Origin of the sequence: Streptomyces sp. NPDC101234 (assembly GCF_044767525.1) — a bacterium.
In the GTDB taxonomy this organism is placed as follows: domain Bacteria; phylum Actinomycetota; class Actinomycetes; order Streptomycetales; family Streptomycetaceae; genus Streptomyces; species Streptomyces sasae.
In genome coordinates this window covers 68020-83556 of sequence record NZ_JBIWOA010000028.1, presented here as the reverse complement: position 1 = coordinate 83556, position 15537 = coordinate 68020, and the positions used below count along the sequence as shown (strand labels likewise).

At 72.2% G+C, this 15537-nt stretch carries 12 protein-coding genes and 1 riboswitch; of the genes, 10 read left to right on the top strand and 2 right to left on the bottom strand.

The genetic code is table 11. From position 1 onward, the window contains the following. Positions 1-74: 74 nt before the first annotated feature. Positions 75-809 carry a class II aldolase/adducin family protein gene (locus ACIRR9_RS39310; RefSeq protein ID WP_403762428.1) on the bottom strand — a complete coding sequence of 245 codons (735 nt, stop codon included), beginning with the start codon at positions 807-809 and terminating at the stop codon, positions 75-77. 196 nt (positions 810-1005) lie between these two features. On the opposite strand from ACIRR9_RS39310, the gene ACIRR9_RS39305 reads away from it, so the two are divergent. From ACIRR9_RS39305 to cobI, 10 genes are all read left to right on the top strand, one after another. Further along, entirely contained in the window at positions 1006-1830 is an 825-nt protein-coding gene (locus ACIRR9_RS39305; RefSeq protein ID WP_403762425.1) for a lysozyme, read from the top strand. 114 nt (positions 1831-1944) lie between these two features. Then, positions 1945-3186 carry an anion permease gene (locus tag ACIRR9_RS39300; protein ID WP_403762422.1) on the top strand — a complete coding sequence of 414 codons (1242 nt, stop codon included), beginning with the start codon at positions 1945-1947 and terminating at the stop codon, positions 3184-3186. Positions 3187-3204: 18 nt separating this feature from the next. After that, on the top strand, positions 3205-3432 hold the full coding sequence (locus tag ACIRR9_RS39295) for a hypothetical protein (RefSeq protein ID WP_365337305.1): 228 nt from the start codon (positions 3205-3207) through the stop codon (positions 3430-3432). Positions 3433-3585: 153 nt separating this feature from the next. Beyond that, positions 3586-3728, top strand: a riboswitch (cobalamin riboswitch). Positions 3729-3827: 99 nt separating this feature from the next. Continuing rightward, the gene (locus tag ACIRR9_RS39290; RefSeq protein WP_403762419.1) at positions 3828-4778 is read left to right on the top strand and encodes a cobalamin biosynthesis protein; all 951 of its coding nucleotides are present in this window, start codon (positions 3828-3830) and stop codon (positions 4776-4778) included. After that, positions 4775-6283, top strand: a complete 1509-nt coding sequence (locus ACIRR9_RS39285; RefSeq protein WP_403762416.1) for a cobyric acid synthase — start codon at positions 4775-4777, stop codon at positions 6281-6283. The genes ACIRR9_RS39290 and ACIRR9_RS39285 overlap by 4 nt, the downstream gene beginning before the upstream one ends. Further along, the gene (gene cobN / locus ACIRR9_RS39280) at positions 6280-9936 is read left to right on the top strand and encodes a cobaltochelatase subunit CobN (protein WP_403762413.1); all 3657 of its coding nucleotides are present in this window, start codon (positions 6280-6282) and stop codon (positions 9934-9936) included. The genes ACIRR9_RS39285 and cobN overlap by 4 nt, the downstream gene beginning before the upstream one ends. Beyond that, positions 9933-11930 (top strand): putative cobaltochelatase, encoded by a 1998-nt coding sequence (locus tag ACIRR9_RS39275; RefSeq protein ID WP_403762410.1) that lies wholly within the window; start codon positions 9933-9935, stop codon positions 11928-11930. The genes cobN and ACIRR9_RS39275 overlap by 4 nt, the downstream gene beginning before the upstream one ends. Continuing rightward, positions 11930-12529, top strand: coding sequence for a cob(I)yrinic acid a,c-diamide adenosyltransferase (gene cobO / locus ACIRR9_RS39270; protein WP_403762407.1), 600 nt, complete (start codon positions 11930-11932; stop codon positions 12527-12529). Before ACIRR9_RS39275 ends, cobO begins: the two co-directional genes overlap by 1 nt. After that, complete coding sequence (locus ACIRR9_RS39265) at positions 12492-14048, top strand: cobyrinate a,c-diamide synthase (protein ID WP_403762404.1); 1557 nt, start codon at positions 12492-12494, stop codon at positions 14046-14048. The genes cobO and ACIRR9_RS39265 overlap by 38 nt, the downstream gene beginning before the upstream one ends. Continuing rightward, the gene (cobI, locus tag ACIRR9_RS39260; RefSeq protein WP_365337319.1) at positions 14033-14779 is read left to right on the top strand and encodes a precorrin-2 C(20)-methyltransferase; all 747 of its coding nucleotides are present in this window, start codon (positions 14033-14035) and stop codon (positions 14777-14779) included. Before ACIRR9_RS39265 ends, cobI begins: the two co-directional genes overlap by 16 nt. Positions 14780-14790: 11 nt before the next feature. On the opposite strand, the gene ACIRR9_RS39255 is transcribed toward cobI, so the two are convergent. Continuing rightward, on the bottom strand, positions 14791-15522 hold the full coding sequence (locus ACIRR9_RS39255) for a ZIP family metal transporter (RefSeq protein ID WP_365337321.1): 732 nt from the start codon (positions 15520-15522) through the stop codon (positions 14791-14793). Positions 15523-15537 lie beyond the last annotated feature (15 nt).

Below are 15537 nucleotides of genomic sequence, written 5' to 3'. Positions count from 1 at the left end.
GTCGGGGCGGAGCGGGGTGGTGGCCAGCGGAGGAAACCCGAGGGCGCGCCGGGCAGGAGGGCCCGCCCCCGGACTCACCCCTTCTTCTGTCCGTATCCCCGCAGCTTCTCCCGAGCCTCCGCCAGCTGTTCCGGTGACAGCAGGGTCGGGGTCAGGACGGGCACCGAGGACGCCGTCAGCCACAGGCGGCACATCCACTCCAGCTGGGCGGTGCGGTCATAGGCCTGGGTCAGGGTCGTGCCGTAGGTGATCGTGCCGTGGTTCTGGAGGAGGCAGCCGGAGCGGTCGGTCAGGGCGCGGAGCATGTTCTCGGCCAACTCCTCGGTGCCGTACGTCGCATAAGGGGCAACCCGGACGGCGCCGCCGAGGGCCCCGGACATGTAGTGGATCGCCGGAAGTTCGGGGACGAGGGTCGAGACGGCCGTCGCGTGGACGGCGTGGGTGTGGACGACGGCCTCGGCGTCGGTGCTGCCGTAGACGGCGAGATGCATGGGCAGTTCGCTGGTCGGGACCAGGGCGCCGAGCACCTGACGGCCGGTGAGGTCCACGCCCGTCACGTCGTCCGCGCCGAGCCGGTCGTACGGCACGCCCGACGGCGTGACCAGCACGGTGTCGCCGACGCGGACCGAGACATTGCCGGAGGTGCCGACGACGAGTCCGTCGGTCACCGTGCGGCGGGCCGTGGCGACGAGTTCCCGCCAGGCGTCGGCCTCCTCCGCACGCACATCCCGCCTTCGCGGCTCCGGCACACCCTGTTCGCCACCCCGGCCGGCCCGTCCGCCACGCTCGTCCCGCCACTGCTCACCCATGGCCCGATCCTGTCAGCCGACGCCCCAACCGGTCCGCACGGGAGGGCACTTTAGGCCGGACATCCCGAGATCAGTAGAGAGCAAATCGCCACAAACTGCTCTATCTCCACCCTTGGCTGAAGATCGCCGATCATACGCCGATCTTCCAATAATCTCTGGACGATTTTTCGCACACGCTGCCATTCCGGGGGGAAACATGGCCTGTGACCGCATTCCGTCCCGCCACCACCGTCGGCGCCATCGCCATCGCGTCCGCGTCCGCGTCCGCACCCTGGCGGCGTCCGTGGCGGCGCTCGCCCTCGCGTCCGCGGGGACCGCGATCGCGTTCGCCGGGACACCGGCGTCCGCCGGGAGCCTGCCGAGGGGGCATGACGTCTCCTCGCACCAGAAGGACATCGACTGGCCGAGCGTCAAGGCGAAGGGCGCCGAGTTCGTATACATCAAGGCGACCGAGTCCACCACCTACCAGAGCCCGTACTTCGACCAGCAGTACGCGGGCGCACGCGACGCCGGGATCATGCGGGGCGCGTACCACTTCGCCCTGCCGGACAAGTCGTCGGGCGCCGAGCAGGCCGCGTACTTCGTGAGCCACGGCGGCACCTGGACCGCGGACGGCTGGACGCTGCCGCCCGCGCTCGACGTCGAGTACGACCCGTACGACAAGAAGCACAAGTGCTACGGCATGAGCAGCGCCAGGATGGTCGACTGGATCAGGTCCTTCAGCGACGAACTGCACCGGGAGACCGGCCGGCGGCCGGTGATCTACACGACCACCCACTGGTGGAACCTGTGCACCGGCGGCAGCAGCGCCTTCGCCGCCGACCACGCGCTGTGGATCGCCCGGCACGGCTCGGCGGACGCCGGGGCGCTGCCGGCCGGATGGTCGTCCTGGACCTTCTGGCAGTACGACAACAGCGGCAGCCTGCCGGGTGACCAGAATCTCTTCAACGGGTCGGCGAGCCGGCTGAGGTCGTTCGCCAAGGGCCACCAGCCAAGCGGCGACCGGGCCGTCGGACCGTAAGCGGAATGACGGCCCTCCGTCATAGACACCCCCAAGTCCACCCCAGTTCACCTCCCGTTCACCCAGGTTGCCTACGGTCCAACAACCAATGACTTCGAACGATTGCCTGGGTAAATGGAAAACTTCTCGCTGATCCTCGCGATTGTGGTGGTAACCGCACTCGCGTTTGATTTCACGAACGGTTTCCACGACACCGCCAACGCGATGGCCACAACCATCTCGACCGGTGCGCTCAAGCCCAAGATCGCGGTGGCCATGTCCGCCGCGCTCAACCTGGTGGGCGCCTTCCTCTCCGTGGAGGTCGCCAACACGATCTCCAAGGGCCTCGTCGACGAGAACGGCATTCGTCCCGAGGTCATCTTCGCCGCCCTGGTCGGCGCCATCCTCTGGAACCTGGTGACCTGGCTGGTGGGTCTGCCCTCCAGCTCGTCGCACGCCCTGATGGGCGGTCTGGTGGGCGCCACCGTCGCCTCCGCCGGGTTCGGCGCCGTCCACGGCGACGTGCTCGTCGCCAAGGTCCTGCTCCCGGCGGTCGCCGCCCCCGTCGTCGCGGGTCTCGCGGCGATGTTCTCCACCCGCTTCTCCTACGCGCTCTCGAAGAACGCCGACGACGAGGCCACCCGCAAGGGCTACCGCGCCGGCCAGATCGCCTCCGCCGGCCTGGTCTCGCTCGCGCACGGCACCAACGACGCGCAGAAGACGATGGGCATCATCACCCTCGCGCTGATCGCGGGCGGTTCCATCGCCCCCGGCTCGAACCCTCCCACCTGGGTCATCCTCTCCGCCGGTCTGGCCATCGCGCTCGGCACCTACATCGGCGGCTGGCGCATCATCCGCACCATGGGCAAGGGCCTGACCGACCTTCAGCCGCAGCAGGGCTTCGCCGCCCAGACCAGCGCGGCCACCGCCATCCTGGCCTCCTCCCACCTCGGCTTCTCCCTCTCCACCACGCACGTCGTCTCCGGTTCGGTGATGGGCGCGGGCCTGGGCCGCAAGGGCGGCACCGTCCGCTGGTCCACCGCGACCCGCATGCTCGTCGCCTGGGTGCTCACCCTCCCGGCGGCCGCACTGGTCGGCGCGCTCGCCGAGTCCGTGACGGACCTCGGCGACTGGGGCACGGCGGCCGTCGGCGTCTTCCTGGTGGCCGCCGGCGCGGCGATCTGGAAGCTCTCCCGCCGCGAGGTCGTGGACAGCGCCAACGTCAACGACACCGCGGCCGAGGAACCGGCCGGCGTGGTCACCACGGCGATCGCCGCGGTCACTCCCCCGCCCGCGGGCCCGGTGACCGACGGCCTCACGGCCACCATCCCCTCCCCCGCCGCCGCTGCCGCGACCGACCCGGCCGCCACCGTCTGACCCCGAGGAAGAACCAACATGAGCATCGACTGGGCAGCCATCGGCTCCGTCTTCGGCGTCAGCCTCGTGGCCACCGTGGGCCTGGTGGCCCTCTTCACCCTCGGCATCAAGGGCCTCTCCGCCCGCGCCCGCGCCACGGCCCAGGGCAACTCCGCGGCCCTGGCCGTGACGGCCGCCTACGTCTGCTTCGCGGCCTGCGCGGCAGCTGTGGCGTACGGCATCCACCTGATCGTGGCGAAGGCCTGACCGGGACCGTCGCCGCCGAGACCCGGACACGACCGACAAGGCTCCTCCCCGACCCGCTCGGGAAGGAGCCTTCGGCATGTCCCAGGAGCCCCGCAGGGCACCCGATGTGGGCCTTCGCACACTCTCCCCTCGCAGGTCAACGGCAAGTTGACGGGTCTTCCGGGGGCATGGTGGACTGCCGGAGCCATGTACGGCGGCAAGAGAGGAAGCCGGTGTGAATCCGGCGCGGTCCCGCCACTGTCACCGGGGTAGGTAGCCCCGGGAGCCAGGAACTCTCACCGCCGGTCTCGTCGAACCAGGGCGCGGACACCCTGAGTGAGGACATAACGCCATGTGCGGCTGCCGATCGAGGTTCAGTACCCGGCTCGTCCCCGACCCCACGGCCGGCTGAGCCGATGGGTGCCGATCGCGTCTTCGCGTACGGCGCCGCCGCCGGCCTTCTCGGTGATCTGCTGCTCGGCGATCCGCGCCGGGGGCATCCGGTCGCCGTGTTCGGACGGGCGGCCGGGGCCGTGGAAAAGGTGCTGTGGCGGGACGATCGCGGGTGGGGCGCTCTGCACACCGCCGTGTGCGCCGGCGGCGCCGTGGCTCTGGGGGCCGTGGCCCAGCGGGTCGTACGACCGTCGACCACCGCTTCCGTCGCGCTGACCGCCGCTGCCACATGGGCGGTTGTCGGCGGGACGTCGCTCGCGCGCGAGGCGCGGACCATCGGGCGGGCCCTGGAGGCGGGGGACGTCGAGGCCGCCCGTGCCCGGCTGCCGCATCTGTGCGGACGGGATCCGCAGGCCCTGGACGCCGACGGGATCGCCCGTGCCGTCGTGGAGTCCGTCGCCGAGAACACCAGTGACGCGGTCGTGGGCGCGCTGGTGTGGGGAGCCCTGGCCGGTGTGCCGGGGCTGGTGGGGTTCCGCGCCGTCAACACCCTGGACGCCATGGTCGGGCACAGGTCGGCCCGGTACCGGCGGTTCGGGTGGGCTTCCGCACGGCTGGACGACGTCGCCGGGTGGCCGGGGGCGCGGCTGACGGCCGTGCTGGCGACGGCCGCCGGTGGGGATGCCCGTGGAGCCGTACGGGCCTGGCGGGCCGACGCGGCCAGGCATCCGAGTCCCAACGCGGGGCCCGTGGAGGCTTCGTTCGCGGGGGCGTTGGGGGTGCGGCTCGGGGGGACGTTGTCGTATGCGGGACGGGTCGAGCACCGGCCCGTGCTGAACACGCAGGGGCGGGCCGTGGAGGTCGCGGACATCCGGCGGGCGGTACGGCTCTCCCGTCGTGTCGGTCTGCTCGCGCTCGGCGTGACCGTCGCCGCGCGCCTCGCCGCGAAGGGACGGAAGGGACGTACGTCATGAACGGTGGTCTTCTCGTCGCCGGCACCACCTCGGACGCCGGCAAGAGTGTCGTCACCGCGGGTATCTGCCGGTGGCTGGTGCGACAGGGCGTCAAGGTCGCGCCCTTCAAGGCGCAGAACATGTCCCTCAACTCCTTCGTGACGCGCGAGGGGGCCGAGATCGGGCGGGCGCAGGCCATGCAGGCGCAGGCCTGCCGGGTCGAGCCGACCGCGCTGATGAACCCCGTGCTGCTCAAGCCCGGTGGCGAGCAGAGCAGTCAGGTCGTGCTGCTGGGCAAGCCGGTCGGTGAGCTGAGCGCGCGCGGATACCACGGCGGGCGGCAGCAGAAGCTGCTCGGGACCGTGCTCGACTGTCTCGCCGAGTTGCGGGGCACGTATGACGCGGTGATCTGTGAGGGGGCGGGCAGTCCGGCCGAGATCAATCTGCGCCGGACCGACATCGTGAACATGGGGATCGCGCGCAACGCGCGGCTCCCCGTGCTGGTGGTGGGCGACATCGACCGCGGGGGCGTGTTCGCGTCGTTCTTCGGCACCGTCGCCCTGCTCTCGCCGGAGGACCAGGCCCTCGTCGCCGGGTTCCTCGTCAACAAGTTCCGCGGCGACGTCTCCCTGCTGGAGCCCGGCCTCGACATGCTGCACGGGCTGACAGGACGACAGACGTACGGCGTCCTCCCCTTCCGGCACGGCCTCGGCATCGACGAGGAGGACGGGCTCCGGGTCTCCCTGCGCGGGACCGTCCGTGAGTCGAACACCGCCCCGCCCGTCGGCGAGGACGTGCTGCGGGTCGCCGTGTGCGCCATCCCGCTGATGTCCAACTTCACGGACGTGGACGCGCTGGCCGCCGAACCCGGTGTCGTGGTGCGGTTCGTGGACCGGCCGGAGGAGCTGGCCGACGCCGATCTCGTGGTGGTCCCGGGGACCCGGGGGACGGTCCGGGCCCTGGAGTGGCTGCGGGAGCGCGGCCTCGCGGACGCGCTGCGGCGCAGGGCCGCCGAGCAGCGGCCGGTCCTCGGCATCTGCGGTGGCTTCCAGATCCTCGGCGAGCACATCGAGGACGACGTCGAGAGCCGGCGGGGGCAGGTGGACGGGCTGGGGATCCTGCCCGTACGCGTCCGGTTCGCCCGCGAGAAGACACTCACCCGGCCCGTCGGGGAGGCCCTCGGCGAGCGGGTCGAGGGGTACGAGATCCACCACGGGGTCGCCGAAGTCACCGGCGGGGAGCCCTTCTTGGACGGCTGCCGGGTCGGGCAGACCTGGGGCACCCACTGGCACGGCTCCCTGGAGTCGGACGGTTTCCGGCGGGCCTTTCTGCGCGAGGTGGCGGCCGCCGCGGGCCGCCGGTTCGTGCCGGCCCCCGACACCTCGTTCGCCGCGCTGCGCGAGGAGCAGCTCGACCGGCTCGGCGACCTGATCGAACAGCACGCGGACACGGACGCGCTCTGGCGGCTCATCGAGTCGGGCGCGCCGCAAGGACTGCCTTTCATTCCACCGGGAGCGCCCGCATGAGCACAGTGTTGTTGTTGTCGACCGCCGACACCGATCTGCTGGCGGCCCGGGCCGCCTCCGGTGCCGACTACCGGATCGGCAATCCGACGCGCGTCGACGTCACGGAGGAGCTGCCCGCGCTCGTCGAGGGCGCGGACATCGCCGTCGTACGGCTGCTCGGCGGCAAGCGCGCCTGGGAGGACGGGCTCGCCGTGCTGAAGGCCGCCGGGATCCCGACCGTGCTGCTCGGCGGCGAGGCGGTGCCGGACGCCGAGTTGATGGCGGAGTCGTCGGTGCCGGCCGGTGTGGTGGCCGAGGCCCTCAGGTACCTCGTCGAGGGCGGGCCCGCGAACCTGCTGGAGCTGTCCCGGTTCCTGTCCGACACCGTGCTGCTGACCGGTGAGGGGTTCGACGAGCCGCAGAAGATGCCGGAGTACGGCGTCCACGGCGAGCGTCCCCTGGCCGAAGGCCGCCCGACCGTCGGCGTGCTCTTCTACCGGGCCCATGAACTCAGCGGCAACACCGCCTTCGTGGACACCCTGTGCGACGCGATCGAGGCGCACGGCGCCAACGCCCTCCCGGTGTACTGCGGTTCACTGCGCGGGGCGGACGCCGGGCTGTACGAGATCCTCGCGGGCGCCGACGCGCTGGTGGCCACCGTCCTGGCCGCGGGCGGCACCCACGCCTCCCAGGCCTCGGCGGGCGGTGACGAGGAGGCCTGGGACATCGGCGCCCTCGCCGACCTCGACATTCCCGTCCTGCAAGGACTCTGCCTCACCTCCTCGCACAGCACCTGGGCCGAGTCGGACGCCGCCCTCTCCCCCATGGACGCGGCGATGCAGGTCGCGATCCCGGAGTTCGACGGACGGCTGATCACGGTCCCCTTCTCCTTCAAGGAGCAGGGCCCGGACGACGTCCCGGTGTACGTCGCCGACCCGGAGCGGGCCGGACGCGTCGCCGGAATCGCCGTACGGCACGCCCGGCTCAGGCACAAGCCGAACGCCGAGAAGAAGGTCGCGCTGGTCTTCACCGCGTACCCGACCAAGCACTCCCGGGTCGGCAACGCGGTCGGCCTCGATACCCCTGCTTCTGCGGTGCGCGTCCTTGACGCCCTCAAGGCGGCCGGTTACGGAGTCTCCGAATACCCCTCCGGCGGCGACGAGTTGATCCACCGTCTCATCGAGGCCGGCGGACACGACGTCGAGTGGCTGACCGAGGAGCAGCTGGCCTCCGCGCCCGCCCGGGTGCCGCTCGCGGACTACCGGGCGTGGTTCGAGAAGCTCGATCCGGAGCTGCGGGACGCGATGACGGAGGCGTGGGGCGAACCGCCGGGCAACCTGTACGTGGACGGCGACGACATCGTGCTCGCCTCCCTCCAGTTCGGGAACGTCGTCGTCATGATCCAGCCGCCGCGCGGCTTCGGCGAGAACCCGATCGCGATCTACCACGACCCCGACATGCCGCCGTCGCACCACTACATGGCCGCCTACCGCTGGCTGGACAACTCCTTCGGCGCGGACGCGATCGTGCACATGGGCAAGCACGGCACCATGGAGTGGCTGCCGGGCAAGGGGCTCGGCCTGAGCGCCGGCTGCGCGCCGGACGCGGTCCTCGGCGAGCTGCCGCTGATCTACCCGTTCATCGTCAACGACCCCGGCGAGGGCACCCAGGCCAAGCGGCGCGGGCACGCCACGGTCGTCGACCACCTGGTGCCGCCGATGGCCCGTGCCGACACCTACGGCGACCTCGCCAAGCTGGAGCAGCTGCTCGACGAGTACGCGCTCGTCTCCGACCTGGACCCGGCCAAGGCGCCGGCCGTACGGGCGCAGATCTGGACGCTGGTCAAGGCGGCCGAGCTCCACCACGACCTGCATGTGGACGAGCAGCCGGACGACGGCGACTTCGACGAGTTCGTCATGCACATCGACGGCTATCTGTGCGAGATCAAGGATGTGCAGATCCGCGACGGCCTGCACATTCTCGGCGGCGGGCCGGTCGGCGAGCCGCGCGTGAACCTCGTACTGGCCGTGCTGCGGGCCTCGCAGGTGTGGGGCGGGCAGGCGAACGCGCTGCCCGGGCTGCGCGCCGCCTTCGCCACGCATTTCGGTCTGGTCGAGAAGGAGTTGCTGGCCGAGCCGGGGGCGCCGGTGAAGGTGCCGGTCGAGCTGTCGGATCTCGTCGAGGGTCCGTCCCGTACGGCGGCCGACGCGATCGACCTGCTGGAGCAGCTGTGCCGCCGGGTCGCGGAGGGCATGGAGCAGCGGGAGTGGGCCGCCGCCGAGAGCCGTGCGCTCGTGCGCGAGGTCGTCGGCAGCGAACTCCCGGAAGCTGTCGCGGTGTTGGAGTTCGCCTGCAACGAGGTCGTACCGCGCCTCGCCCGGACCACGGACGAGATCGGGCACATCCTGAAAGCCCTGGACGGCGGTTACGTCCCGGCCGGCCCGTCGGGCTCCCCGACCCGTGGCCTGGTCAACGTCCTCCCGACCGGCCGGAACTTCTACTCGGTCGACCCCAAGGCCATTCCGTCCCGGCTGAGTTGGGAGGTCGGCCAGTCGCTCGCGGACTCGCTCGTGCAGCGCTACCTCCAGGACACCGGCGAGTACCCGAAGTCCGTCGGCCTGACGGTCTGGGGCACGTCCGCGATGCGCACCCAGGGCGACGACATCGCCGAGATCCTGGCGCTGCTGGGCTGCCGTCCGGTGTGGGACGAGGCCTCGCGGCGCGTCACCGGCTTCGAGGTGATCCCCCTCGACGAGCTGGGCCGGCCTCGCATCGACGTCACGGTCCGGATCTCGGGCTTCTTCCGGGACGCGTTCCCGCACGTGGTCGGGCTGATCGACGACGCGGTGCGCAGGGTCGCCGAACTGGACGAGCCCGCCGAGCGGAACTACGTGAAGGCCCACGCCGACGAGGACACCGCCGAGCACGGCGACCGGCGGCGCGCGACCGCCCGTGTCTTCGGCTCCAAGCCGGGGGCGTACGGCGCCGGTCTGCTGCCGCTGATCGACGCCCGCAACTGGCGGTCCGACGCCGACCTCGCCGAGGTGTACGCGGTGTGGGGCGGCTACGCCTACGGCCGCGGGCTCGACGGGCGGGCGGCGCGCGGGGACATGGAGACCGCGTTCAAGCGGATCGCCGTCGCCGCGAAGAACGTGGACACCCGCGAGCACGACCTCGTCGACGCCGACGACTACTTCCAGTACCACGGCGGCATGGTCGCCATGGTGCGCCATCTGACCGGCGCCAACCCCGAGGCTTACGTGGGCGATTCGGCCACGCCGGACCAGGTGAAGACCCGGACGCTGGGAGAGGAGACGCACCGGGTCTTCCGGGCTCGGGTGGTCAACCCGCGCTGGATGGCGGCCATGCGCCGGCACGGCTACAAGGGCGCCTTCGAGATGGCGGCGACCGTCGACTACCTCTTCGGCTACGACGCCACGGCGGGCGTGGTCGACGACTGGATGTACGAGAAGCTCAGCGCGGAGTACGTCTTCGACGCGGAGAACCGGGACTTCATGAAGAAGTCCAACCCGTGGGCGCTGCGCGGGATCACCGAACGGCTCCTGGAGGCCGCCGACCGGGGCCTGTGGGCCGAGCCGGACGCGGACACCCTGGAGCGGCTGCGCGCCACCTATCTGGAGCTGGAAGGCGACTTGGAGGGCGACGACCAGTGAGCACCCCCTTCCCCTTTACCGCCGTCGTCGGCCAGGACGACCTGCGGCTCGCGCTGCTGCTGAACGCCGTCTCCCCGGCGGTCGGCGGCGTGCTGGTGCGCGGCGAGAAGGGCACCGCCAAGTCCACGGCCGTACGCGCCCTCTCGGCGCTGCTGCCGGCCGTGGACGTGGTCGCCGGCTGCCGCTTCTCCTGCGACCCGGCCGCTCCGGACCCGGCCTGCCCGGACGGTCCGCACGAGCCCGGCGCCTTCGAGTCCCGTCCGTCGCGGATGGTCGAGCTTCCGGTGGGCGCCTCCGAGGACCGGCTCGTGGGCGCGCTGGACATCGAACGGGCCCTGGCGGAAGGCGTGAAGGCCTTCGAGCCGGGCCTGCTGGCCGACGCCCACCGGGGCATCCTCTACGTCGACGAGGTCAACCTCCTCCACGACCACCTCGTCGACCTGCTGCTGGACGCGGCCGCGATGGGCGCGTCGTACGTGGAACGCGAGGGCGTGTCGGTGCGGCACGCCGCGAAGTTCCTGCTCGTCGGCACCATGAACCCCGAAGAGGGCGAACTGCGGCCGCAGTTGCTCGACCGGTTCGGCCTGACGGTGGAGGTGGCCGCCTCTCGCGAGCCCGACCAGCGGGTGGAGGTCGTACGGCGGCGGCTCGCGTACGACGACGATCCGGCCGGTTTCGCGGCGCGTTGGGCCGACGAGGAGACCGCCGTACGGCAACGGATCGTGGCGGCACGGGAGTTGCTGCCGTCGGTGCGGCTGGGCGACGGGGCGTTGCGGCAGATCGCGGCGACCTGTGCGGCCTTCGAGGTCGACGGGATGCGCGCCGACATCGTGATGGCGCGGACGGCGACCGCGCTGGCCGCGTGGGCCGGGCGGACGGATGTGCTGGCGGAGGACGTACGGCAGGCCGCGCTGCTCGCGCTGCCGCACCGCAGGCGCCGTAACCCCTTCGACGCGCCGGGACTCGACGAGGACAAGCTGGACCAGACGCTGGAGGAGTTCTCCGGCGAGGACGAGGACGACACGGATCCCGACCCCGGCGGGCCGGGCGGTGGAGGCGGGCAGCCGGCCCCGGACGAGGGTCCGCGGGGCGGGGACAGCGGTGCGCGGCCCGAGGAGGGCGAGGGCGGTGAGCCGCAGGCCTCCGGGGCGGGCGAGCAGTCCGCCGTACGGGCCGCCGAGCCGTTCCGGACCAAGGTGCTGAGCGTGCCCGGGATCGGTGAGGGGGCCGCCGGGCGGCGTTCGCGGGCGCGGACCGAGCACGGGCGGACCACAGGGGCCCGGCGGCCCCGGGGCACCCTGACCAAGCTGCATCTGGCGGCGACCGTACAGGCCGCGGCCCCGCATCAGCGGGCGCGCGGGCGGTCCGGGCCGGGGCTGGTGCTGCGCCGGGACGATCTGCGGCAGGCGACCCGGGAGGGGCGCGAGGGCAACCTCGTGCTGTTCGTGGTGGACGCCTCCGGGTCGATGGCGGCGCGGCAGCGGATGAGTGCCGTGAAGGGCGCTGTGCTGTCGCTGCTGCTCGACGCCTACCAGCGGCGGGACAAGGTGGGTCTGGTGACCTTCCGGGGGTCGGCCGCCGAGGTGGCGCTGCCGCCGACCTCGTCGGTGGACGCGGCCGCCGTCCGGCTGGAGTCGCTGCCCACCGGCGGGCGTACCCCGCTGGCCGCCGGGCTGCTGAAGGCGCACGACGTGCTGCGGGTGGAGCGGCTGCGGGATCCCGCGCGGCGGGCGCTGGTCGTGGTCGTGACGGACGGGCGGGCCACCGGCGGTCCGGAGCCGGTCGAGCTCGCCGGCCGGGCGGCCCGGCTGTTCGCGGCCGAGGGGGTCGCCTCCGTGGTCGTGGACTGCGAGTCGGGGCCGGTGCGGCTGGGGCTCGCCGGGCAGCTCGCGGGTGAACTGGGCGGTACGGCGGTGACGCTGGACGAGTTGCGGGCGGACTCGATCGCCGGGCTGGTGAAGGACGTTCAGGGTCGTTCGAGGAGGGCCGCGTAATGCCGCAGGGACAGCCGAGTGTGGTGCCCGACGACGGTCTGACGACCCGGCAGCGGCGCAACCGGCCGCTCGTCGTGGTGCACACGGGGATCGGAAAGGGGAAGTCGACCGCCGCCTTCGGGCTCGCGCTGCGGGCCTGGAACCAGGGGTGGCCCATCGGGGTGTTCCAGTTCGTCAAGTCGGCGAAGTGGAAGGTCGGCGAGGAGAACGCGCTGCGGGTGCTGGGCGCATCCGGCGAGGGCGGGACCGTCGACTGGCACAAGATGGGCGAGGGCTGGTCCTGGGTCCAGCGCGACGCGCAGATGGACAACGAGGAGAAGGCCCGGGAGGGCTGGGAGCAGGTCAAGCGGGACCTCGCCGCCGAGACGTACCAGCTGTACGTGCTGGACGAGTTCGCGTACCCGATGCACTGGGGGTGGGTGGACACCGATGAGGTCGTGGAGGTGCTGCGCAACCGGCCGGGGACGCAGCATGTCGTGATCACCGGGCGGAACGCGCCCGAGAAGCTCGTCGACCTCGCCGACCTCGTCACCGACATGTCCAAGGTCAAGCACCCGATGGATGCGGGGCAGAAGGGGCAGAGGGGCATCGAGTGGTGAGGTCGTGGTGAGTTCCCTTTCCGTCCCACGGCTGGTCGTCGCCGCGCCGTCGTCCGGCAGCGGCAAGACGACCGTCGCCACGGGGTTGATGGCCGCGTTCGCCGCGCGGGGGCTCGCCGTGTCTCCGCACAAGGTGGGACCGGACTACATCGACCCCGGGTACCACTCGCTCGCCACCGGGCGGGTGGGGCGGAACCTCGACGCGTACCTGTGCGGGCCGGAGCTGATCGGCCCGCTGTTCGCGCACGGTGCGCGCGGCTGCGATCTGGCCGTCGTCGAGGGTGTGATGGGGCTGTACGACGGGGCCGCGGGCGAAGGCGAGTTGGCCTCCACGGCTCATGTGGCGAAGCTGCTGCGCGCGCCGGTGGTGCTGGTCGTGGACGCGTCGTCGCAGTCGCGGTCGGTGGCGGCGCTGGTGCACGGGTTCGCGTCGTGGGATCCGCAGGTGCGGGTCGGGGGCGTGATCCTGAACAAGGTGGCGTCGGACCGGCACGAGGAGTTGCTGCGGGAGGCGCTGGAGTCCGCCGGGGTGCCGGTGTTCGGGGTGCTGCGGCGGGTGGCCCAGGTGGATACGCCGTCGCGGCATCTGGGGTTGGTGCCGGTGGCGGAGCGGCGGGGGGATGCGGTCGAGGCGGTGGCGGCGATGGCCGCGCAGGTGGAGCGGGGGTGTGATCTGGAGGGGCTGCTGGGGCTGGCGCGGGGGGCGGGAGCGTTGTCGGCGGCGGCCTGGGATGCGGCTGAGGCCTTGGTTTCCTCGCCCCCGCCGCCCCTACCCGTCCCATCCTCCAGGGGCGCTGCCCCTTCGACCCCGTCTTCGGGGGCTGCCGCCCCCGGACCCCCGCTTCGGCCTGAACGGCCTCGTCCTCAAACTCCCCCAGAGGGGGGACCCCCAGACAGGCTGGAAGGGGCGCGGACCGGGCCTGTGGTCGCGGTGGCGGGTGGGGCGGCTTTCACCTTCTCCTATGCGGAGCATGCCGAGTTGCTTGTCGCCGCCGGGGCCGAAGTCGTCGCGTTCGATCCGGTTCGGGATGAGCGACTCCCCGAGGGGACGCGCGGGTTGGTCATCGGGGGTGGGTTCCCCGAGGTGTACGGCGGTGAGCTGTCGGCCAACGAGGCGCTCCGGAAGGAGATCGCCGCACTCGCCGAGCGCGGCGCTCCCGTCGCCGCCGAGTGTGCCGGGCTGCTCTATCTGTGCCGGGAGCTCGACGGGCTGCCCATGTGCGGCGTGCTCGACGCGCGTGCGCGGATGTCGGAGCGGCTGACTCTCGGGTACCGGGACGCCGTCGCCGTCGGGGACAGTGTGCTGGCGGTCGCCGGGACGCGTATGCGGGGGCACGAGTTCCATCGGACCGTGGTGGAGCCGGGGGCGGGGGCGGCACCCGCGTGGGGTGTGCGTACGCCCCGGCCGCATGTCGAAGGTTTTGTACAGCAGGGTGTGCACGCGAGTTATCTGCACACGCACTGGGCGTCCGAGCCCGGTGTGGCCCGAAGGTTCGTGGAGAGGTGCCGGACGTCATGAGCAGCAACAGGTTGGTCGGAGTCGGCGTGGGGCCCGGCGATCCCGAGCTGGTGACCGTCAAGGGGGTCAATGCGCTGCGCGCCGCCGATGTCGTGGTGGTGCCGGTCATGGACACCGGGGAGCGCGGGCGTGCCGAGGCGACCGTGCTGCACTACGTCGGCCAGGAGAAGGTCGTCCGGGTCGTGTTCGCGCTCAACGAGCGCAGTGACCGGGGGCGGCGGGAGGCCGCCTGGGACGCGGCGGGTGCCAAGGTCGCCGAGTTGCTGCGGGCTCATGGATCGGTCGCCTTCGCGACGATCGGGGACCCGAACGTCTACTCGACCTTCACCTACCTCGCGCAGACCATCGCCGAGCTGGTGCCGGACGTGGTCGTCGAGACCGTGCCGGGCATCACCGCCATGCAGGATCTCGCCGCCCGCTCCGGTGCCGTACTGACCGAGGGCACCGAGCCGCTGACCCTCGTCCCGGTGACGGCGGGTGCCGCGGTGCTCAAGGACGCGCTGAGCGGGCCGGGGACGGTCGTGGCGTACAAGTTCGGGCGGCAGGCCGGTGCGGTCGTGGAGGCGCTGCGGGAGACCGGGCGGGTCGACGACGCCGTGTGGGGGTCGGCGCTGGGGCTGGACGAGGAGTCCATCCGGCCCGCCGCCGAGCTCGACGGCTCCCCGCTGCCGTACCTGTCCACGCTCATCGCGCCGCCGCGCCGGGACGGCGGCAGAGGCGGGAAGTTGTGAGCGGCCGGACGTCAGCCCGAGATGCCCACCACCAGCCAGATGAAGGCCGCGCCCGCCACCGTGCACAGCAGCGTCGAACGGGCCGGGTGTTCGTGGTGGGCCTCGGGAAGGATCTCGGCGGCGGCCAGATAGAGCAGGACGCCGCCGAAGAGGCCGAGATAGCCGCCGAGAACGGTCTCGGGGATGGTGATGAAGATCGTGGACAGGGCACCGACGACCGGTGCGAAGGCGTCCGCGACCAGCATGCCTATCGCCCGGCGGCGCGCGTTGCCGTACAGGCTCGTGATGGTGAACGTGTTGAAGCCGTCCGCGAAGTCGTGCGCGATCACGGCCAGCGCGACCGCCGTGCCCATGCCGCCGCCCACCTGGAAGGCCGCGCCGATCGCCACGCCGTCCATCGCGCTGTGGCCGACCATCGCGCCGGCCGCCGTCAGGCCCACCTCGGGCGCGCGGTGATGGTCGTGCTCGTCCCCGCCGTGGGCGGCCTGGCGGGCGGCGAGGGTCCGTTCGACCAGATGGGCCAGGAGGAATCCGGCCACGAACAGGAGCAGGGCGGCCGGCACCCCGAAGATCTCGCGGCCGGCCGCGCGCAGCGCCTCCGGCAGCAGGTCGAGGCCGACCACCCCGAGCATCAGACCGCCGGCCAGGCCCAGGACCAGGTGGCGACGGTCGGTCACGCGCTGTGCCGTCCAGCCGCCGGCCAGCGTCATCAGGAACGCGCCGAGCGCGACGAAGACCGCCATGGGGCCTTGGTATCC